Source organism: Sediminicoccus rosea, from assembly GCF_033547095.1.
Classification (GTDB): domain Bacteria; phylum Pseudomonadota; class Alphaproteobacteria; order Acetobacterales; family Acetobacteraceae; genus Roseococcus; species Roseococcus rosea.
Map to the genome: position 1 here is coordinate 3,484,985 of NZ_CP137852.1, position 20,058 is coordinate 3,505,042.

General features: G+C 66.6%; 16 protein-coding genes. 9 read left to right on the forward strand and 7 right to left on the reverse strand.

Features of this window, described 5'->3' with window-relative positions:
• Window positions 1-40 precede the first annotated feature (40 nt).
• The 6 genes from R9Z33_RS16865 to R9Z33_RS16890 are packed head-to-tail and all read right to left on the reverse strand — an operon-like array spanning window position 41 to window position 6,217.
• On the reverse strand, window positions 41-931 hold the full coding sequence (locus tag R9Z33_RS16865; RefSeq protein WP_318647731.1) for a dihydrodipicolinate synthase family protein: 891 nt from the start codon (window positions 929-931) through the stop codon (window positions 41-43).
• A complete protein-coding gene (locus tag R9Z33_RS16870; RefSeq protein WP_318647732.1) occupies window positions 928-2,109 on the reverse strand; it encodes a sialidase family protein in 1,182 nt (393 codons plus the stop codon). The genes R9Z33_RS16865 and R9Z33_RS16870 overlap by 4 nt, the downstream gene beginning before the upstream one ends.
• A gap of 10 nt (window positions 2,110-2,119) precedes the next feature.
• A complete protein-coding gene (locus R9Z33_RS16875; RefSeq protein WP_318647733.1) occupies window positions 2,120-3,241 on the reverse strand; it encodes an iron-containing alcohol dehydrogenase in 1,122 nt (373 codons plus the stop codon).
• Window positions 3,238-4,284, reverse strand: a complete 1,047-nt coding sequence (pdxA, locus tag R9Z33_RS16880) for a 4-hydroxythreonine-4-phosphate dehydrogenase PdxA (RefSeq protein WP_318647734.1) — start codon at window positions 4,282-4,284, stop codon at window positions 3,238-3,240. Before pdxA ends, R9Z33_RS16875 begins: the two co-directional genes overlap by 4 nt.
• Window positions 4,281-5,393 (reverse strand): four-carbon acid sugar kinase family protein, encoded by a 1,113-nt coding sequence (locus R9Z33_RS16885; protein ID WP_318647735.1) that lies wholly within the window; start codon window positions 5,391-5,393, stop codon window positions 4,281-4,283. Before R9Z33_RS16885 ends, pdxA begins: the two co-directional genes overlap by 4 nt.
• On the reverse strand, window positions 5,390-6,217 hold the full coding sequence (locus R9Z33_RS16890; protein WP_318647736.1) for an IclR family transcriptional regulator: 828 nt from the start codon (window positions 6,215-6,217) through the stop codon (window positions 5,390-5,392). Before R9Z33_RS16890 ends, R9Z33_RS16885 begins: the two co-directional genes overlap by 4 nt.
• Window positions 6,218-6,254: 37 nt before the next feature.
• On the opposite strand from R9Z33_RS16890, the gene R9Z33_RS16895 reads away from it, so the two are divergent.
• Window positions 6,255-7,025: an SDR family NAD(P)-dependent oxidoreductase gene (locus tag R9Z33_RS16895; RefSeq protein ID WP_318647737.1), complete on the forward strand. Its 771-nt coding sequence runs from the start codon at window positions 6,255-6,257 to the stop codon at window positions 7,023-7,025.
• Between the two features lie 489 nt (window positions 7,026-7,514).
• Here the strand turns inward: R9Z33_RS16895 and R9Z33_RS16900 are convergent, their stop codons facing one another.
• Window positions 7,515-8,531: a LacI family DNA-binding transcriptional regulator gene (locus R9Z33_RS16900; protein WP_318647738.1), complete on the reverse strand. Its 1,017-nt coding sequence runs from the start codon at window positions 8,529-8,531 to the stop codon at window positions 7,515-7,517.
• Between the two features lie 194 nt (window positions 8,532-8,725).
• Here R9Z33_RS16900 and R9Z33_RS16905 point away from each other — a divergent pair, with 194 nt between their 5' ends.
• From R9Z33_RS16905 to R9Z33_RS16940, 8 genes are all read left to right on the forward strand, one after another.
• A complete protein-coding gene (locus R9Z33_RS16905; protein WP_318647739.1) occupies window positions 8,726-10,084 on the forward strand; it encodes an LLM class flavin-dependent oxidoreductase in 1,359 nt (452 codons plus the stop codon).
• A gap of 23 nt (window positions 10,085-10,107) precedes the next feature.
• Window positions 10,108-11,076, forward strand: coding sequence for a Bug family tripartite tricarboxylate transporter substrate binding protein (locus tag R9Z33_RS16910; protein WP_318647740.1), 969 nt, complete (start codon window positions 10,108-10,110; stop codon window positions 11,074-11,076).
• Between the two features lie 11 nt (window positions 11,077-11,087).
• The gene (locus R9Z33_RS16915) at window positions 11,088-12,434 is read left to right on the forward strand and encodes an acyclic terpene utilization AtuA family protein (RefSeq protein ID WP_318647741.1); all 1,347 of its coding nucleotides are present in this window, start codon (window positions 11,088-11,090) and stop codon (window positions 12,432-12,434) included.
• 2 nt (window positions 12,435-12,436) lie between these two features.
• Complete coding sequence (locus R9Z33_RS16920; RefSeq protein WP_318647742.1) at window positions 12,437-12,760, forward strand: DUF4387 domain-containing protein; 324 nt, start codon at window positions 12,437-12,439, stop codon at window positions 12,758-12,760.
• 637 nt (window positions 12,761-13,397) lie between these two features.
• Window positions 13,398-14,084 carry a transcriptional repressor LexA gene (gene lexA / locus R9Z33_RS16925; protein ID WP_318647743.1) on the forward strand — a complete coding sequence of 229 codons (687 nt, stop codon included), beginning with the start codon at window positions 13,398-13,400 and terminating at the stop codon, window positions 14,082-14,084.
• Between the two features lie 994 nt (window positions 14,085-15,078).
• Window positions 15,079-16,209 (forward strand): TRAP transporter substrate-binding protein, encoded by a 1,131-nt coding sequence (locus tag R9Z33_RS16930; RefSeq protein WP_318647744.1) that lies wholly within the window; start codon window positions 15,079-15,081, stop codon window positions 16,207-16,209.
• Window positions 16,206-19,106, forward strand: a complete 2,901-nt coding sequence (locus R9Z33_RS16935; RefSeq protein WP_318647745.1) for a response regulator — start codon at window positions 16,206-16,208, stop codon at window positions 19,104-19,106. Before R9Z33_RS16930 ends, R9Z33_RS16935 begins: the two co-directional genes overlap by 4 nt.
• A complete protein-coding gene (locus R9Z33_RS16940) occupies window positions 19,087-19,926 on the forward strand; it encodes a response regulator transcription factor (RefSeq protein WP_318647746.1) in 840 nt (279 codons plus the stop codon). Before R9Z33_RS16935 ends, R9Z33_RS16940 begins: the two co-directional genes overlap by 20 nt.
• Window positions 19,927-20,058 lie beyond the last annotated feature (132 nt).

Below are 20,058 nucleotides of genomic sequence, written 5' to 3' on the forward strand. Positions count from 1 at the left end.
TCCGAAATGGCACGCGACGTTGCGCGGCCCGTTGGTGAATTCAATCGTCCAGCAGCGCGCTCCGCTCGGCCGGGGAAAGAGGGAGCAGCGGCGGGCGCAGCCGGTGCCAACCCAGCTCGGCGGTACGATCCGCCAGCAGCGCCTTCAGCGAGGCCATCTGGGCGAACCGGGAGGCCCGGTTGCGCATGGCGACGATGCGCGCCTGCGCCGCCTCCACCTCCGATGCGCGGTCGGGATCGGCGAAGTGGCGGAACACGAAGGCGAGGTCGGCGGCGACAATGTTGGATGTTGCGGTGATGCAGCCCGCGCCGCCCTTTCGCAGCAGCGGCAGCATCAGCGGGTCGGCACCGGCCAGCACCGCAAGACTAGGGAAGGCTTCAACGAGCGCCTCCATATGCGCGAGGTCGCCGGCGGAATCCTTGATGCCGGTGAAGGTGCCGGGAAACGCCGCGCGCAGCCGCGCGATCACCGCGAAGGGAATCGGCACCGCCGACATCTGTGGGATGTGATACAGCACGATCCGCAGGCGCCGATCGGCGAGGCGCTCCACCACCTCGGCATAGGCAGCGAAGAGGCCATCCTCGGTGACGCCCTTGTAGTAGAAGGGCGGCAGCATCACGACCGTGGTGACACCGAGCGAGAGAGCATGCCGCGTCAGCGCCACCGTCTCGCTCAGCGCCGCCACGCCCGTGCCGGGCAGCAGGCGCTCGGCCGGGATGCCGGCGCCGACGACCGCTTCCAGCAGCGCGCGGCGCTCGTCGGAGGTGAAGGAATTTGCCTCGCCCGTTGTGCCGAGCATCGCGATACCGTCGCAGCCTTCCGCCAGCAAGCGCCGGCAATGCGTCACGAACAGCGCATGATCCGGCACGTGCTCCGCCGTGATCGGCGTTAGTGCGGCGCTGAATACGCCGCACGGGTGCAGCGCAGTCATGCGTCGTCCCCCGCAGCCCAGTCGGGTGCGACGCGCACATATTTGATGGCCTGGCGCCAGTAGGTGTAGGCGATGTGCAGTGCTCCATCCGGCGTCTGGCAAAGCGAGGGGTAGGAGAATTCCCGGTTCAGCCGGTCCTTCGAATTGTTGGTCAGGCAGTAGCCGTCGCCGGACTCAAGGTCGCGGCGGATTGGCCAGCTACGCCCCTGGTCGGCGGAGAGCGCCAGCGTCATGGGCGCCCGCGGCGCACCCCAGAAGGCGCCGCGGCCCGAAGGGGGGGCTGCAGGGGCCAGCTCCTCGCCGCCGATGTCGTCGTAGAGTGAAAGACGCCGCCCGGTCGCATCCGCCGCGCTCGAGTGGTTGTACACCAAGGCTAGACGCCCATCGGCGAGCCGGGTCGCCATCACGGACGAATTGTTGTTGGGCAGCTCCGTCGGCACCGGCGCGGACCAATTGCGCCCGCCATCAGAGGAGCGGGCGACATAGATCGAGTCCGCCCAGCGGCTGCGATAGAAAGCGACCAGGGTGCCGTCGCGCACGTCCACAATACTCATATGGACGCAGCCCCTGCTGCCGGGCACCGCATGCTCGGTCCAGGTCGCGCCGGCATCAGAGGAGATCATCACCGAGCTGGTGTCGAGATCGCCCGTCCAGGCACCCACGGGCGGCTTGGTGCAGCGCCAGATCGGCAGCAGCCAGTCGCCATTGTCCAGCACCACGATGGGGCTGCGGATGAAGGTGCCGAACCCTGGCTGCTCGCCGAACAACGTCTCGATGGCCCCCCAGCTGCGCCCGCCATCGGCCGAAATCCGGCGCCGGATGATGGCAGTGTCCTGGTTGCCCGAGACCTGCGCTGTCCAAAGAAGCCAGAGCCGTCCATCCGGGGCATGGAACAGCAGTGGGTTCTGCTCGGAGCGCGTCGGATCATCCGACAAGCGCTCTGCCGGCGACCAGCGATCCGCGCCGGCTGCCAGGCGCGAGAAATGCACCGAAACGTCGGGCACCCCCTCCTGCGTGCCTCCGAACCAGACGCAGCCCATGTCGCCACCGGGCAGCGGCAGCAGGAAGGCGGCATGGTTCTGCACGCAAGGCGTGGGGATGAAGGCCTCGATGCGTGCCGGGTCGCCTAGGGCGGGGGCCAGGACTTCGTGGCGGTCGATCACGCCGGCGTCGGGCATTGGGGCTTCCTCAGAAGGCCGCGCGGTATAGGCCGAGGATGTCGTCTCGGGTCATCTCGCGCGGGTTGTTATCGAGCAAACGGCGGATGGCATGCGCTTCCGTCGCCATGAGGGGCAGGTCGTCCTGCGGCACGCCGAGGGCCGAGAGGCGCATCTCGATGCCGAGCGTGGCACACCACCCATGGCTCGCCGCCAGCACGTCCCGGGCACCGGACAGGCCCAGCGCATCGAGCATCAGCGCGGTCTTGTCGGGCATGACCGACGCATTGAAGGCCAGCGTGTGCGGGAAGATCACCGCGCAGGAGAGACCGTGCGCGACGTGGTGCCGTGTGCCCAACGGATAGGCCACTGCATGCCCCGCGGTGGTGTTCACGGGGCCCAGGCAGAAACCGCCATACAGCGAGGCGAGCGCCAGGCCAGCTCTTGCCTCGCGGTCGCTGCCATCGGCCACGGCGCGCGCCAAAAAGCGGCCAACCAGGCGGATGCCCTCTAGCGCGTAAAGGTCGATCGTGGGGTGCGCCTTGCGACTGGTGAAAGCCTCGGCGCAATGCGCCAGTGCATCGACACCGGTTGCAGCCGTCACCGCGGGAGGCACGCTCATCGTTAGGTCAGGGTCCACCACGGCGAGGTCGGCGATCATGTGGCGGCTTTGCACCGCGAGTTTGTTCTGCGTCGCGGGGTCCGTCACCAGCGCGCGCGACCCGGCCTCGCTGCCGGTGCCCGATGTGGTGGCGACCTGTGCCAGCCCAACGCGGCGGCCCGCGACCTTCTCCGGCCCAACCACCTCTTGCAGCGTCTGTCCGCTGCCCGGTAGCACAGCCACCAACTTGGCCAGGTCCATCGCGCTGCCACCGCCAAAGCCCACGACCAGTTGCGGCCGCACGCGCTTGGCCAGGGCCAGCGCGGCGTCCAGGTTCGGGATATCGGGCTCGGGCTTCACCTCTCCGAAGACCGCAACCTCGCCAGGCAGGTCAAGCAGCGCCACACGGGCGGCGTTGAAGCCGCCGGCGACCACCAAGCAGCGCCTGATGCCCTGCTCGCGCGCCCAAGTGCCCAGGGTAGTGATCTGGCCTGAGCCGAAGGCGATGCGCGCCGGGCGGTCGATGTCGATGGGACGCAGCAGATCCGTCATGCGGCGGCTTCCGGGCCGAGGGTGCGGTGCGCGGCGAGCAGCTCGGCGTATTCGATGGCCTCGATCAGGCTGCGCTCGCTGGCGATGCCTTGGCCCGCGATGTCGAAGGCGGTCCCGTGATCCACGGAGGTGCGGATCACGGGCAGGCCGAGCGTGATGTTCACGCCCGACAGCGCATCCCATTTCCCCGTGGCAGGATCGACATGGAAGCCCAGCAGCTTCACCGGGATGTGCCCCTGGTCGTGATACATCGCGACCACGGCATCGAACTGGCCCGCGCGCAGCTTCACGAAAACGGTGTCGCCCGGCACGGGCCCGGTGACGTGCATGCCATCCGCGACGGCCTGCGCGATGGTGGGCGCGACGACATCAATATCCTGGCGGCCGAACAGCCCGCCCTCGCCGGCATGCGGGTTCAGCGCCGCGACCGCGATGTGTGGATGCTCAATGCCCAGGCCGCGCAGCGCCTGCTGCGTCAGCTCCAGAACCAGGCGGATGCGCTCCGGCGTGACACGCTTCGGGACATCCTCCAGCGCGCAATGCGTCGTGACGTGGCTCACGCGCATGTTGCCGTGGGCCAGCAGCATCACGCTACCCTTTACACCGGTGAGTTCCGCCAGCATCTCGGTATGGCCGGCATAGTGATAGCCGGCCTTGTTCAGCGCTTCCTTGTTGAGCGGCGCGGTGACTATGGCGCCGACCCGGCCGGATTGCGCGAGGCGCACGCCGTGATCGATGGCGAGGTAGGCGAAGCGACCACCATCGGCGCTCAGCACGCCCGGCAGGATCGGCGCGCCTTCGGGCGCAGCCTGGAGAAAGGCCAGGGCGGGCCAATGGCCCTGCTCGGCCGTCACCTCGGGAAAGGCGAACCCCGGTGACAGCGCATCGCGCGCACGCGCCAGCGCAGCGCCGCTCCCGATTACGAGCAGGCGCAGCGCGCCAGTCTCGATGCGATCGCGCAGCGCAGCGCAGGCCTTTACGATGATCTCGGGGCCGATGCCCGCTGGATCCCCCATGGTGATGGCGAGGTGGCGCGTGGTCATGCGGGAATGCTCCGGGACGTCAGAACTGAATGGACCAGCAGGTCGCGCCACAGCGAGTCACCGCCAAAGGCGCCGGACTTCGAGACGACGGGGACATCGTCCCACGCGCCGCCGCGCAGCACGGAACGGGGAACGCCGGGCTGTACGATGCCGACAGCGTCGAGTCCGCGCGCGCCAAGTGCGGCGCACACCGCCCGCAGCGTTTCGCCGCCCGCCACGATGAGTGTCCCGGGGGGCGGCAAGCGATGCGTGAGACCCGCGAATGTCGTGGCGATGCGCCGCGCAGCCTCGGCTCGGTCGAGGCCGCGCGGCAGCGTGACGCTCACCATCGCGACACCGGCCGACCTCAGCCGCTGTCCCACCTGCGAAGCCGATACTTCATCGCCGGCAGTGATGGCCAAGGCCCAGCCTCCACATGCGGCCAATTGCCGCGTGGTGACCGGCTGATCCGAGCCGAACAGGCCAAGCACTGGAGGAACCAGCGCCGTGGTGGCCTGCGCCGCCGCGGGGCCAGCCAGCGCACGCGCAAGGCCGCCGCTGCCACACCACAAAACCGGCCCCGAGGCGGCCCGGCCCAGCGCAGCGATGCGGGCGAGATCGGTATCCTCCGCGGCATCGAACACGGATAGGCCAGGCGGCAGCGCGGCCGCCGGATCGCCCCGTTGCAGCTGCAATCCCTCCGCGGCCAACAAGGCCGCAAGGTCGCGCGCGACAGGCTCAAGCGTGCCGTCCGCGTGCTGCACCAGGACGCGCCCGTCGCGCGTGATCCGGCCCTGCGCGGGAAAGGCCGGCGCGAGCACGACATGCTGCCAACCGCTGCCCTCCATGCAGGCGGCAAGCTCCGCCGCAACATGGCCGCGCAGAAGGCTATCGATCTTCTTGAAGGCGATGTCCGCCCCGCACATCGAGGGCGCGGCCGCACGCACCGCCGCTAAGGCGACGTCGCGCGATACCTCCCGGGAGGCGGTATCGATGGCGAGGCTGCCGATCCCCTCCCCGCCAAGCGCCCAACGCAGGGGAACGGGGCCGCACAGCCCGGTTAGCTCGCCGGCCGAGTCCAGGGCGCCCGTCAGGTCGTCCGCGATCAAGCGCAGGACCGGCCGGTTCATCGCGATGCCCCCCCTGCTCCGATGGTACCGAAGGAGAGGCGCAACCCGGTACCAAGCTCCTCGGCCAAGGCGCACACCCGGGGCGCGGTCAGGCCGATGAATTCGGGCAGAGACAGGCGGTCGCTGCCGATGGTGAGACTGACCCCCGCCGCCGGTGCGCCACGGGCATCGAGCACGGGGGCCGCGACGGTCCTCAGGCCGTAGGCGTTCTCACCGTCCGAAACAGCATAACCCCGCGCCCGCACCTCATCGAGCCGCGCCAGCAGCGCGTCCACGTCTGTCAGCGTGCGGTCGGAAAGCTTCACGCGCGGCACGCTCTCTAGCTGCGCGACCTGCTCCTCCCGCGGCAGCCAGGCCAGGATCGCCTGGCCAAGCGCAGTCGCATAGGCGCCGATCCGTGTGCCGGGGCGACGTACAACACCATGCCGCTCCAACCCAGCCTCGACACGAGCGAGGTAGATCACCTCCCCCTTTTCCAGCACCCCCAGCGAGCCGGCATCGGCCAGGTTCGGAACAAGCTCACGGAGCAGTGGCCGGGCATGCGTCGGCAGATCATCCGCGGAGAGCGCGGCATAACCTAGTTCCAGGCATTTCAGCGTGAGCCGGAATCGACGTGCATCCGGGATCGGGCGGAGGTAGCCGAGATCGACCAGCGTGTGGACGAGGCGAAAGGCCGTGCCACGGTCATGGCCGGTCTGTGCCGCCACCTCGGCGAGGGTAAGTTCCGGCCGGTCGGGCCCGAATGCCTTGAGGACGGCAAACGCCTTGGCAACCGATTGAACCAGGTTCTTCGGGTTCTCGACGCGAGTGTGTGGTCCGTCCATCCTCCCGCCTCCCATCGCTTGTTCGGATTGCGAACACTTGTTCGATTTCTCGTGTGTTGCTATCCGTCAGCCAGCAACGCTGTCAAGCGCATCGCAACCGGCCGAAGGGAGACGCCGCATGCCGCCAGAGGCCAGCCCGGGCCATGCGATCGTCACCGGCAGCAGCTCCGGCATAGGCGCGGCCATCGCTTCCCGCCTGCTGCGGGAAGGGTGGCGCGTCACCGGACTCAGCCGCAACGACCCCGGCGTCACCGACGCCCGCTACGCGCATCGCGCCGTGGATCTCCTTGACGCTTCGGCGCTGCCTGCCGCCATCGCAGACCTCCAACCCACCGCCTTCGTGCATGCAGCCGGGATGATGCGCGGGGGGCTCGTCGGCGCGCTGGATGCGGAAGCGGGGCGCATCCTCTGGCGCCTACATGTCGAGGCAGCATCCCTCTTGGTGGATCTGCTGGTGCCGCGCATGCCCGATGGCGGGCGCGTTGTACTCATCGGCAGCCGCACCGCTGCCGGGGCCGCCGGCCGCAGTCAATATGCCGCAAGCAAGGCCGCACTGGTGGCAATGGTTCGGTCCTGGGCGATCGAACTCGCGCCGCGTGGGATCACCGCCAATGTCGTGGCGCCGGCGGCAACCGACACGGCCATGCTGCGCGACCCGGCACGCAGTGCGATGGTGCCTAAGCTGCCGCCAATCGGGCGCTACATCCGCCCCGATGAGGTCGCGGCACTGACCAGCTTCTTGCTTGGCGCGGATGGGGGCGCCATCACGGGCCAGCAAATACTCATCTGTGGCGGTAGTTCGCTGTGATGGCACCGACGGCGCCAGCCTGACCGCCCAAGCGCAAGATAGCCTGTCAGCCGCACGGCCGCATTCGGTCCGCTGGTTCAAATCTTGGGGCATGTGTCCTCGGCTACGGAGGTACCCCGATAGCAACCTGGGCGTCGGCCAGCGTGCGTGGCCGAAGCACTCACCCGCCTCGTATGCCGGGCCGGAAAGCCACGTTGGGGGGGCGGTTCTGGCAAGAGGCATTCAGGTCGCGAGGCGTCGCCTCATCCGCCGCCGGTGGACACACTCGAGCGGCCGCCCATCGGAGCCCGACATGAGCAAAGCGCGAACAATCAGGCGAGACCGAAACTCCTCAGCACCGAGGGAGACGCTGCGGATCCAATGAACCATGCACCCCTCCCGGGTACGCCCGCCGCCATGCATGCGATCCGTGAGATCAACTGAGCGGGGCGCAGCCTCTCGACAGCGGAGTCCACGCGTGTCTCACGGCCAGCCGCATCAACGGAGCCTTCAACCGCGCCGCGTTGAACCGCGCACAATCAGATGGCCACGCAGGGTAACTGCTTCGTCAGGCAAGCCCGGCTCGAGGATGCGGGCCGCCAGCAGGTCGAGCCCACGCCGCACCATCGCGACGAGTGGCTGCTCGAAGCTCGTGATGTCATAGGCGGCTCGCGCCGCCTCGGGGATGCTGTCGAAACCGCTGACGGATATGTCGCGCGGAACGGCGAGACCCGCTTCGCGCAGGGCGTCCATGGTCCCCATGGCGATGATGTCGCTGACCGCGAAAACACAATCGGGCCGCATCTCCGGGGCCATCGCCGCGATGTCGCGACCAGCTGCGTGGCCGCCCTCGTAGACCGAGCGGCCATCGAAGCGTGAGGTGATTGCGCCTCCACCAGCCTGGAAGACTTCGCTGAATCCACGCTCACGGTCGATGCCGTTCGAACTGGCACCGCCCGTGTGGATGATCGCAGCGCGGCGGTGTCCGCCCTGCAACAGATGTTCGGCCATGCGCGCCCCACCTTCGGCATTGTCGCAGGAGACGGCGCTGGCATGCAGACGCGGTACACGGTTGATCATCACCACGGGAACGCCGTTAGCCGCGCAGATCTCCGCGGCGCGGGAGGACATGTCGGCCGATGTGATGAGACAGCCATCCATCTGATACTGGAGCAGGGCCTCGGTCGTGCGGTCCTCGATTGGACCCGGCCCGGCATGCAGGATCAGGAAACGCAGTCCGCGCTCGGCACTCTGGGCCACCACTTCCTCCAGCAGCATCGCATAGAAGGGGTTGCTGCGCGGGCCAAGCACGAGGCCAAGCAGGCCGCTGCGCCCCGAGGAGAGCGTGCGCGCGAGGGCATTGGGCATGTAGCCGGCGTCACTTGCGAGTTCTGCGATGCGCGCACGCATGGACTTCGAGATCCGCGGATCGCCCTTCAGCGCACGCGAGACGGTGGAGGGAGAAACGCCGGCACTCCGGGACAGGGTCAGGATCGTCGCGCGCGCGCGGCGGGTCGGATGGTCCATATCCTTGGCGTAGCACGCGGCCCGAAGCACGCGCAAACGTCCCCACAAATTATCGACTCTCGACGCGACGTCCTGACAACACTCCAGGGTTAAAGCCAAAATTTTAATGCAACCGTGTGCACAATTCGTCTGGACGAAAGTCGTGCCCACCCGTAACCTCACCGACAATCAAACGCCTGAGGAAACCGATCCGGATGACACAGACACCGCGCCAAATGGCCATGGTGGGCTTCATGCAGGCCCAGAACTGCTCGATCGCCCCAGGCTCCTGGCGGCATCCCGCCAATGCGCTCGATTTCCTGACGCCCGACTACTTCCAGCGGATCGGCCGCGTGCTCGAGGACGGAAAATTCCACCTTGCCTTCTTCGACGATCGCCTGGCCATGCCCGACATTTACGGCCATGACCATCGAGAGGCGGTCGAGAACGGAATCCGGGTGGTGAAGATGGATCCCATCTCCATCCTGACCGCCATCGGCTGCGCCACGAAGAATCTTGGCCTCGGCGCGACCTACTCGACGACGTATTATGAGCCTTTCCACGTGGCGCGCCTCTTCGCGACGCTGGATCTGATGACGCGTGGGCGTTCGGCATGGAACATCGTCACGTCGCTCAATGATTCGGAGGCCGCCAATTTCGGCCGCTCCGAGCATCTCGAGCATGACATGCGCTATGACCGCGCCGACGAATTCGTCGAATGCGTTATGGGCCATTGGGACAGCTGGGAGGAGGGAGCCATCATCGCGGACAAGGCGACGGGCCGCTTCGCAGATGGCTCCCGTGTTAACGCGCTGAACTACAAGGGCAAGTACTTCCGCTCGAAGGGCCCGCTCTCCGTACCACGCTCGCCGCAGGGGCATCCGGTGCTGATCCAGGCCGGACAATCGGGCCGCGGGCGCCGCTTCGCAGGGCGCTGGGGCGAGCTGATCTTCGTGGTCTATCTCAACATCGAATCTGGTCGGAAGCAGTATGCCGACCTCAAGGCCGCCGTGGCCGAAGCAGGGCGCGACCCGGAGAAGGTCTTCGTCGCACCCGCATGCTACGTCTGCGTGGGCGAGACGCGCGCGATCGCGGAGGCCAAGCGGGAAGCCATCCTGGAGCTTTCCAAGCCGGTGGATGGCCTGGTGCTGCTTTCCGAGGTCACGAATTTCGATTTTGCGAGCAAGGACCTGGACAGCGAGTTCACCGACGAGGAACTCCAGAAGATGTCCTGGACCGGCTTCAAGGACCGCGTGGTGATGCTGAGCGGCAAGCCGAACCCGACCGTGCGGGACTTCGTGCATTTCTCAGGCCGCGGCACCATCAAGGAGTTCCCGAACTTCGTGGGCACGCCGAAGGACGTGGCAGACCAGATGGAGGATTGGTTTACGACCCGCGCCTGCGACGGGTTCGTGCTGGCCGCGACCCACACGCCTGGTGCTTTCGAGGACTTCACGCGCTTCGTGGTGCCCGAACTCCAGCGTCGCGGGCTCTATCACAAGGACTATGCGGGCCCGACGCTGCGCGAAAACCTGGGCCTCAAGCGCCCGAATGCGCGAGACTGGCGCACCTGAAACCAAGAACCGGGAGAAAAACGATGCCAGCAACCACCCTCACACGCCGCACCGCACTCGGTGCAGCCATCGTCCTGCCGACTATCGCCCGGGCGCAAGATGTCTGGCCCTCGCGCAGCGTGCGGATCATTGTGCCCTACGCCGCGGGCGGTGGCACGGATGTGACAACGCGCGCCATCGCCGAGCAACTGACCGCCCGCTTTGGCCGCAGCTTCGTGGTTGAGAACCGCCCGGGCGCCAACGGAATCGTGGGCACGGAGGCCGTGGCCCGTAGCGCGCCCGACGGCTACACGCTCGGCGCTCAAACGAGCACGCACATCATGGCCCGTCAGTTGGGGCCCCTGCCCTACGATCCGGTCACGGACTTCACGCTGCTGTCCATCACCGCCAGGTACCCGATGGTGATGATGGCCAGCATGCGCGCGCCGTTCCAGAACGTCGCCGGTCTGATCGCCGCGGCCCGTGCCCAGCCGGGTGGCGTCCCCCAGGGAACATCGGACGCGCAATCCTCCTTCGCGGCACGGCAATTCGCCCTCCGCGCCGGGATCGAGCTGAACGAGGTGCCCTATCGCGGCAGCGGCGCCTATCTGGCAGACCTGACGGCAGGACATCTGCCTGTCGCATGGGGAAGCCCGGCCACGGCTGCGGCGCTTGTCGCCTCCGGCCAGGTGCGTGTAATCGGCGTCACTTCGCCGCAACGCTCGCCCTACCTGCCCGAGGTGCCCACGCTGACCGAGGCCGGCGTGCCGGGGACGGACTTCGTGGGCTGGTTCGCCATTCTCGCCCCGGCGCGCCTGCCGACAGCGATCGCCACCCAGCTCAATACCGCGATCAACGAGATCATCGCCACGCCTGCCATGCGCGCGCGCTATGCCACGCTCGGCAACGAGGCAGCACCGATGGACCTGGAGCAATTGCAGGCCCTGATGCGCTCCGATGACGCAAAATGGGAGCAGGCCACGCGCGACGGTCTGATTCGGCGCGCGCCATGACAGAAGTTCGGATGCTCTCGACCAGCGGTATCCTCGGCTATGGCTATGCCGAGGAATCGCTGAAAATCGGGATGGCGCGGGCGCCGCATGCAATCGGCGCCGATGGCGGCAGCACCGATCCGGGGCCGCACTACCTGGGCGCCGGCACCTCCTTCACCTCGCGCCTCTCGGTGAAGCGCGACCTCAAGCTGATGCTGCTGGCTGCCATGGCGGCGAAGATCCCGTGCATCATCGGGACCGCCGGTGGCGCCGGCGGCGAGCCACATCTGCAGGACACAGCGGCACTGGTCCGCGAGATCGCGCGCGAGGAACAACTCTCCTTTCGGATGGCGCTGATCCATGCCGAGCCGGAGCGTGCCATGCTGCGCGAGGCCGTCACTTCGGGGCGCGTCAAGGCGCTCGCCAAGCTGCCTCCCCTCGACGCAGCCACCATTGATCGCGCTGAACGCATCGTCGCCATGATGGGTCCAGAGCCCATCGCGCGTGCGCTGGATGGTGGTGCGCAAGTGATTCTCTGCGGCCGCAGCAGTGACCCAGCCCAATGGGCTGCCGTCGCGTTGCGCGCGGGCATCCCGCCCGCCGTCGCCTGGTATGCCGGCAAGATGCTGGAGTGCGGCGCCGAGCCGGCTGTCCCAAAGGAGCCAGACTGCCTGCTGGTGACCCTCCGTGACGATCACCTCGTCTGCGAGCCTCCCAACCCGATCCGCCGCTGCACGCCCCTCTCCGTCGCCAACTTTGCCCTGCATGAAAACGCGAGCCCAATTCACCACACGGAGCCGGGCGGCATGCTCGATACCTCGGATGTCACCTTCGAGCCGGTGAGTGACCGCGCAGTGAAGGTCAGCGGCATGCGCTGGGTTCCTTCAGCGCAGTACACGGTCAAGCTGGAGGGGGTTGAGCGCGACGGTTATCGCGCCATCACCATCTGCGGCACGCGTGACCCCGTGCTGATCCGTCAGATCGATGACTACCTGGCCGTCCATCGCGTCAAGGTCTCGGCCAAGGCCGAAGCTTTCGGCGTTCCGCCCTCGGCTTGGCGGATGTCACTTCGCGTCTACGGAAAGGATGGGGTCATGGCCGGCTGGGAGCCAACGCCCGCCGTCACCGGCCACGAGTTGGGTTTCGTGATCGAGGTGGTCGCCGGCACGCAGGAAATCGCCAGTGCCGTCCTGGCCATGGCACGGACATCGCTGCTGCATGCTGATTTCCCGGGCAGGCTCTGCAAGGAGGGGAACATGGCCTTTCCCTTCTCGCCATCCGACATCGAATTGGGCCCCCTTTACCGCTTCAGCGTCTTCCACACGTTGGCGCTGAACGACCCCTGCGCCATCTTCCCCATCGAGTATGAGAGCGTTTGACCATGGCCCGCATCCGTGACATCGCGCAGGTCTGCAAGAGCAAGAATGCCGGCCCTTTCATCGTCACGATCGACGTCCTGTTCGAGGACCACGAGCTTTATCGCCGCGTGAAGGCGACGGGCGTTCTGAACCCGGCACTTTTCGCTCGACTCTACGGCGTGCCCGAAGAGGATGTGCTCTTCACGGCCTATGACGCTGCGGCCGCTTTCAAGGCTAGCTTGCCACGCCTTGTGCCAGCGGGGGGCTTTGGAGACACGGATGTCTACGGCGCCCAACAGCACGCGCCGCTTCTCGATGTGGAGATCCCTCTGAACGATGCACCGTAGCTGTTCCATGGGCTGCCGCCGCAGTTGAGACGCGGTGAGACAGAGATGGCGCCAACCCGACAGCCCAGCGAAGAGCAGCCAGTGTCCTAGCCCTGCTGAGGCCCGAGTCACACCGACCGCTCAAGGGCGCAGTCGGCAAGGACCGGAGGCAGGCCGGATCTCTCGCCGTGGGTGACCGGTGGAGACGGATCAGACGACAGCCGCCGAGCCCGTGATCACGCAGAAGCGACGACTTCCACTGCGTTTCGTCATAGCCGGGTGTCCGGCGCAGCGGACCGATTGTGTCGCGTCAACGATCAACCCGAGTAGAAGTGGGCCCGGCGGGTATTGGCGGGCGGTTCCGTGATCTGCGCGGCCTCCTGAAAGGGGCGATCGGAGGCAGGGAAGCCGCGCTCCACCCGAGCGCCGGGCGCATTGTACGCTTCGCAGCAGCGAGATGGGGCGGTCACCGAGCAACGGAACGGCATCAGCCCAAGAACTCGCGCCGTAGCGCCCGATTGAATCTGGCCGACCCGGCCAACGCCTCGAAAACTCTGTTTGACCTGCCGGCAGAACCTTTGTAGAACAAGCAGAATGTTTATGGTTTGTACCGGCTAGCAGCGCGATCGTGCTGCCAACCCATGGAAGTTGTCATAGCATGCTCACCCGCAAGCAGCATGAGTTGCTCATGTTCATCCATCAGCATCTCGAGACAACGGGGTTTTCCCCCTCGTTCGACGAGATGAAGGATGGCCTTGATCTCAGATCAAAATCGGGTGTGCATCGCCTCATCACTGCATTGGAGGAACGAGGTTTTCTCCGTCGACGCGCCCATCGGGCCCGAGCTCTTGAAGTGGTTCGCCTCCCAACGCAAAAAATGGGTAGCGACCGGCAAGATAAATCGATCTCATCTTTGCGATCCGTTGATCCGTTCATTGAATCTTTCTCGGAGACCAGGGCCCATAAAATTCCGCTTCTAGGCAATATTGCCGCAGGCAGCCCGAAAGAGGCCATCGGCGAGACGAATTCCTATATCGACGTGCCGTCCGATATCCTTCACGCAGGCCCGCACTACGCAGTGAAGGTCACCGGCGATTCGATGTGCGATGCGGGCATACTGGACGGCGACATCGCGGTCATCCGCCTCGGGTCGACCTTCGAGAACGGGGACATTGTTGTTGCCCTGGTCGACAAGGCCGAGGCAACCCTGAAGAAAATCAGGAAGAGAGGCAATTCTATTGCGCTCGAGCCCTGCAACTCTCTCTACGAGACCAAGATTTTCGGCGCTGACCGGGTCGAGGTGCAGGGCACCCTGTCCGGCTTGATCCGGTCCTACCGAAAATAGCTAACAGCAGGAGCGGACCAGTTCTCGATCGGGTCAGCGGATCTGCCTGACAAGGTGGCTGCCGTGACCGAAATGAGTTGTCCTCTCCTTCGAAGCCGCTGCGCCCCTTGAGGCGAGTAGCCCGTCAGCTCCCCCTTCATGCAGGCGCTGTAGAGCAGTCCGGGCGAAGGTCGACCATATCGGTGGCACCGTGTTTCGGATGCTGAATGGGAAAGGGTGAGCGCAGTGTGCCGCCTCGCATCCCGTCGACCCGGCGTTGGACGTGGACCACAAGCCCTCCCACGTGGACTGACGACATGCGAGCCTAGCCAGGTGCTGGCACGACCTCCCGCTATTCCGACCTTCCGGAACTGAACATACCTTGCACGCGGGGGATGAAGCAGCGGTGGGTTGCCATCCCGACTGTGCAGCGCGCGGCTCGCCGGCGCGCTCCATCCATCCGCCCTTCTTCACTGACCACGTGGCGGAGGATCGCGGAAGAGTTGGGCATTTCTCCGTATCAGCACCCCGGCACTCCGGGCGACCCGTGGCGCCCCGAAGTAGATGCAGTGGGCTGAAGTAGTGGCAAGAAGCCCAACTACCCTGGCTGCCTGCCGCCGGTCGAACAGGCCGTCCCGGGGGAAGGGGCTGGGGCCGTTTGACGGTTCGCGAAGCCGTGCGAGTCCGAGAAGGCTCCTCACGACGGCATCCTCACGGTGCAGCAGATTCGCCAGGGAGAAGCCTGACCGCAGATCGCGATCGTGCCCCGACTACGCTTTATCGAAAAAATCTTCTTTTAGTCTCTTTTTCCTCGCATTCTTGTGCGCTTCGTTCCTTCGGCGATCCCCGAAGCACCCGTCTAAGTTCCAGTGCAGGCAGCACCAAAGGGCGAAACATCAACATCTGACTACAAAACTCAACATTTCATTTCTACCGAAGACTGGAACGGCCATCCATCCGCTGATACAACCTTAACGTGTTAAGAGTTCCTTAATACAATCCGAGATGGCAGCAGATGACCGTCAAACCGGGCCACGCCGGGCCTTTGTTGCAGCCAAGCTGGATGGCGGGAGGAAGGCTCCGGCGCATCTGCAGGATTGGGGTCACCATCCTCCTTCTTATCGCCCTCGACGTGACGCCCAAGACAACCTCGGCGCAGGAGGCGCCCATCCAGCTCAAGATCGTGGGCGGGCTCGCCGGCGTGACCCAATATGACCGTTACGAGGTCCCATTCTGGCTCGAGCGCGTCCCCCGCCTGACAGGTGGACGCGTCCAGGCAGAGATCGCCCCCTTCGACCGCAGCGGCATCCGGGGCTCTGAATTCATCCATCTCATGCGCGTCGGCGTGGTGCCCTTCGGGACACTGATCCTCACCATCGCGGGCGCCGACGAGCCCGAACTCATGGCCTCCGACCTTGCGGCTCTGAACCCGGACATGGCCCACCTGCGGCGCAATGTGCAGGCATTCCGTTCCGTCTTCACGCGCATCCTGCGAGAGAATCACGAACTGGAAGTGCTCGCGGTCTATGCCTACCCGGCTCAGGTGCTCTTCTGCGCCCGTCCCTTCTCCGGCCTCGGCGACATCGTGGGCCGACGTGTCCGAACCTCCTCGGCCACCCAGGCCGATCTCATGGAAGCAGTCGGCGCCCTTCCGGTCGTCATTCCCTTCGCGGAGATCGTCGGCTCCATCCGCAGGGGCACGGTGGAATGCGCCATCACGGGCACATTGTCGGGCAACTCGATCGGACTTCATGAGGTGACGAGCCATGTGCACACCATGGCACTCTCTTGGGGTGTCAGCGTCTTCGCCGCGCACGGACCAAGCTGGGCAGCCCTGCCCGACGAGGTACGTAGCCAGATCAGCCTCGGGTTGACCGCGCTGGAAGAGGAAATCTGGACAGCGGCGGAGCAGGACACCTTACAGGGGCTGCGCTGCAATGCCGGTCACGCGGATTGCACGGGCGGCCTCCGAGGGCGCATGCGGGTGGTTCCGGTCAGCGCCGCCGATGAGCAGATGCGCCAGCGCCTCGTGCGCCAGACGGTACTGCCGCGCTGGCTAGACCGCTGTGGCGAAAACTGTGCCCGCGTCTGGAATGACAGCCTCGCTGCCACGACCGGGATCCGCGCCGGGATGCCAACACAATGACCCATGGCCGCCCCCTTCGCATCGGCATTGCCGTTTGCGGCGTCGTGCTCCTCCTCACACAGGCCCTGGCGGTCGCGGCATTGCTTGATGCCTCTCGCCGCACAGCGATGGAGAGCGCGACCGGCTTGACCGAGCGCGCGGGGCACGCCGTCCGCGACGCGATCAACCGAACGCTCTTTCAGGTCGATGCTACACTCGCGAGCCTTCCCGCCCTGCTCGCGCCTGTCCTGAGCAGCCCCGGGACGGCAGCGAATACGACCGAAAGCCGAGATTTGGAGCGCGTAAACGGGCAACTGCGCCATATCAACAGCCAGAACTTTGCCGTCCGTGATCTGTTGCTCGTGGATGGCGCTGGCCGCACCATCGCGGCGGCTCTGCCGGCTTCGCGCCGGCGTCCGCTCCCAGCTCCGATCGGGCCAGGCTATGTCAGCGCAGGCCTCAGCGCCGGCGGGTTGCTGGTGAGCGAGCCGGTCCGCAATGCGGCCAATGGCGAGTGGTCGGTCTTCTTCGCACGGCCGCTGCATCTTCCGGGCCTGGGTGACGTGCATGGCGTGGCCGAGGTGCAGGTTCCCATGCTTGCCAACCTGATGGCGCCGGGGATCGAGACTCCAGGGCTCCGGGTCTGGCTGGAGCGTGCGGGCGGCACCATTCTCGCGGCCACGGCGCAGAGCCAGGGGCTTCGGCTCGCCCCCAGCACAGGGGAAAGGACCACCCCAGCCATCCACGCTTCACGCCTCGATGGGCGCGAGGTGATCGGCACATCATGGCAGACCTTGTACCCGGCACTGCGGCTCTCGACCGAGATGGAGGTGGACGCTGCACTGGCCGCCTGGCGTGCCAACCGCGACCGCACTGTGATGATTTCGGCCGCGTTCGTGGTGCTGACCATCGCCCTCATGATCGCTCTGATCGTGTGGCTCGCCCAGCGTGACCGCGCAGAGGCGGATCGCCTTGCCTGGCGGCGGCAGCTGGAGGATGCGCTGGACAGCATGACGGACGGCTTCGTCATGTTCGACGCGGAGGACCGGCTGGTCGTCTCCAACCGCAGCTACCGCGACATGTACCGGATCTCCGCTCCCTTCATCCAGCCAGGGGCGCGGTTCGACGACATCATTCGCGAAGGCGCCAGGCGCGGCCAATATCCGCAGCTCAAAGGCGAGCCGACCGAGGCCGCGATCGAGGCCTTCCTCCATGATCTGAAGCAGCGCCGCCGCAGAGGCGAACTGCTGCAATTCGAGCGCCTGCTCCCGGATGGGCGCTGGCTGCTACTGACGGAACGCCCGATGCCCGATGGCGGCATCGTGGGCATCCGCACCGACATCACGGAGCTGAAGCGCGCCATGGCGGAGCTCAGCGTTGCGCGCGACATGGCGCAGGGCGCTTCGGCGGCCAAGGGCATGTTCCTCGCCCGCATGTCGCATGAGCTGCGCACACCGCTGAATGCCGTGCTGGGCTTCGCGGAGTTGCTGCTGCAGAACAGCGATCTCGGTACAGGCCAGCGCGAGCAGTTGGGCCTTGTCTACAACGCGGCCGCGCATCTGCGGGACGTGGTGAACACGCTGCTCGATCTCTCCAAGGCGGAAGCACGGAGCCTGGACATGAAGCCCCGCGCTACAGCGCTGCGTCCGCTTGCCGAGGTGTGCGCGGCCCTCGTGGCGCCCGAGGTGGAGCGCCGTCGCATCGCCCTCGCGCTCGACGTGGACGCCGCCCTTCCCGCAACCGTGCTTGTGGACCCGCTATGCCTTCGCCAGATCCTCCTGAACCTGCTGTCGAACGCTGTGAAGTTCACGCCGGCTGCCGGGCGCGTGGTCATGCGGCTGAGCCAGATCCGGCCCGGCTGGGTCCGGATCGAGGTGGAGGATTCGGGCACCGGCATCCCAGAGGAAAAGCGGAGCCTCTTGTTCCGCGACTTCAGCCAGATCGGTGCGCCGGTCGAGCCGGGCGCACCCTCCACCGGGCTCGGCCTCGCCATTTCGGCACAGCTCGTGGCCGCCATGGACGGGCGGATCGGCTGTGACTCCGCTCCCGTCCGCGGCGCACTGTTCTGGGTCGAGCTGCCGGTGCCGGCGGTCAGTGAACCCGAGATTGCCGACGCAGCGCTCGCATCCGAACCATCTCCCGCGGCCGAGCCCGAGGCCACGCGCCAGCTGCGCCTGTTGGTGGCCGACGATATCCTGGTGAACCGCAGCCTGGCGCGCGTGATGCTGGAAAAAGCGGGCCATGTCGTGGACCTGGTGGCCGACGGCATGGCGGCGGTGGAGGCGGTCCAGCGCACGCAGTACGACGTGGTGCTGATGGACGTGCAGATGCCGGGGATGGACGGGCTGGAAGCGACCCGCCGCATCCGCGCTCTGGAGGGTCCGGCCGCCCATGTCGTCATCATCGCGCTCAGTGCCTCGGCCATGATCGACCAGGTCGAGGCCTGCCTGGAAGCAGGCATGGACGGGCACCTGGCCAAGCCGATCAACCGCGCCCAGCTGCTGGACAAGTTGGCCGAAGTGACACGCCGGCGAGGAGAAGCGTCGGCTGGCCCGGCCGACGGGCTGGCCCATGGTGCTGCAAGGCTTCGCGAGCGCATGGGCGCAGCGGCCGAGCCAATCATCCGCGGCTTCATGCAGGAGGTGCGGACCGGGCTGAACCTGCTGCCAGGACACGCCGCACGCGGGGACATGACCAGCCTCGCGGCCGCAGCCCGGCGACTTGCGCCTGTGCTGCGCGAACTCGATGCCGCTTCGGCGGCAGAGGCGACGACACGCCTCGAGCATGTGGCCGTGACCGGCGGCGAGGTTTCACGCGAATTCACCGCCTGGCAGAGGGCCACGGCAGCGCTCGAACGCGAACTCCATGAGGCGGATCCCTCGGTCACGGAGGAAAGGCATGCGCACGAGCGAGGGTGACGCCATGCCTTCCATGGCCAACCGGCCCGAGGCGGCGCCATCCCTCCATGAGCCTATCCAGGCACGCGGGGGCCGGGCCTCGCTGATGGGCGCAAAGACGACCCGGGTCAGCCGGCGCGAGGCCGGCGCACCGCCCGCGCCGCTCGCGGAGCGGATCCTGCTGCTGGATCGGGACACCGAGCATCTGCGCCGGCTCACGCAGTACCTCACCGGCCACGGCTACCGCGTGAGTTCCATTCAGGATCCGGCTGAACTGCCTGTTCGGCTGCAGCTTGAGGCCCCGGACCTGATCCTGCTGGAGCAGCACCTGGGCGACGTGACCGGAACCGAGGTCCTGAGCCGCATTCGCGCCGTGTCCGGCGTTCCCGTGATCATCCTGACCGCCATGTCCGATCCAGTGGACCGGATCATCAACTTGGAGATGGGGGCCGATGACCAGGTCCACAAATCCGTCCCGCAGCGCGAGATCATGGCCCGCATGCGCGCCGTGCTGCGCCGCATGCGTCCCGCCGCGGAGCTGCCCCGATACACCTGGGCGCTGTCAGAAACCCGGCGGGACGTGATCCGCACGGATGGCACCCCCTGCGGCCTCACCACGGCAGAGTTCGGGGTGCTCCAGGAACTGGCGAACGCGGGAGGCACAGCTGTCAGCCGCGCAGACCTCTGCCACCGCGTTTTCGGGCGGCCGCTGCATCCGGGAGATCGGGCGGTGGACACGGTCATCTGCAAGCTGCGGCAGAAGCTCGGTTCTGGCGTCATCGTGACGGTTCGGCCGGCAGGCTACGCCTTTGCAGGATTCCCCACCGCCGCCCCCGGCTGACCGCGGGTGGACGACGCGCGCATCAACACAACTCAACCATTCTCCACGTCATTGCGATGACGATTACAACTATAGGTTGTTAACGCTAAATTAACGCCTTGCCGGAACAACCTGCATGCCCGCTTTCCTCAG

Coding starts and splice junctions, on each gene's coding strand:
- R9Z33_RS16900 (WP_318647738.1), bottom strand. CDS start 8,531: ATGGACCATCCGACCCGCCGCGCGCGCGCGACGATCCTGACCCTGTCC.
- R9Z33_RS16870 (WP_318647732.1), bottom strand. CDS start 2,109: ATGCCCGACGCCGGCGTGATCGACCGCCACGAAGTCCTGGCCCCCGCC.
- R9Z33_RS16915 (WP_318647741.1), top strand. CDS start 11,088: ATGCTCTCGACCAGCGGTATCCTCGGCTATGGCTATGCCGAGGAATCG.
- lexA (WP_318647743.1), top strand. CDS start 13,398: ATGCTCACCCGCAAGCAGCATGAGTTGCTCATGTTCATCCATCAGCAT.
- R9Z33_RS16885 (WP_318647735.1), bottom strand. CDS start 5,393: ATGAACCGGCCGGTCCTGCGCTTGATCGCGGACGACCTGACGGGCGCC.
- R9Z33_RS16905 (WP_318647739.1), top strand. CDS start 8,726: ATGACACAGACACCGCGCCAAATGGCCATGGTGGGCTTCATGCAGGCC.
- R9Z33_RS16940 (WP_318647746.1), top strand. CDS start 19,087: ATGCGCACGAGCGAGGGTGACGCCATGCCTTCCATGGCCAACCGGCCC.
- R9Z33_RS16875 (WP_318647733.1), bottom strand. CDS start 3,241: ATGACGGATCTGCTGCGTCCCATCGACATCGACCGCCCGGCGCGCATC.
- R9Z33_RS16935 (WP_318647745.1), top strand. CDS start 16,206: ATGACCCATGGCCGCCCCCTTCGCATCGGCATTGCCGTTTGCGGCGTC.
- R9Z33_RS16920 (WP_318647742.1), top strand. CDS start 12,437: ATGGCCCGCATCCGTGACATCGCGCAGGTCTGCAAGAGCAAGAATGCC.
- R9Z33_RS16890 (WP_318647736.1), bottom strand. CDS start 6,217: ATGGACGGACCACACACTCGCGTCGAGAACCCGAAGAACCTGGTTCAA.
- R9Z33_RS16865 (WP_318647731.1), bottom strand. CDS start 931: ATGACTGCGCTGCACCCGTGCGGCGTATTCAGCGCCGCACTAACGCCG.
- R9Z33_RS16910 (WP_318647740.1), top strand. CDS start 10,108: ATGCCAGCAACCACCCTCACACGCCGCACCGCACTCGGTGCAGCCATC.
- R9Z33_RS16930 (WP_318647744.1), top strand. CDS start 15,079: ATGACCGTCAAACCGGGCCACGCCGGGCCTTTGTTGCAGCCAAGCTGG.
- pdxA (WP_318647734.1), bottom strand. CDS start 4,284: ATGACCACGCGCCACCTCGCCATCACCATGGGGGATCCAGCGGGCATC.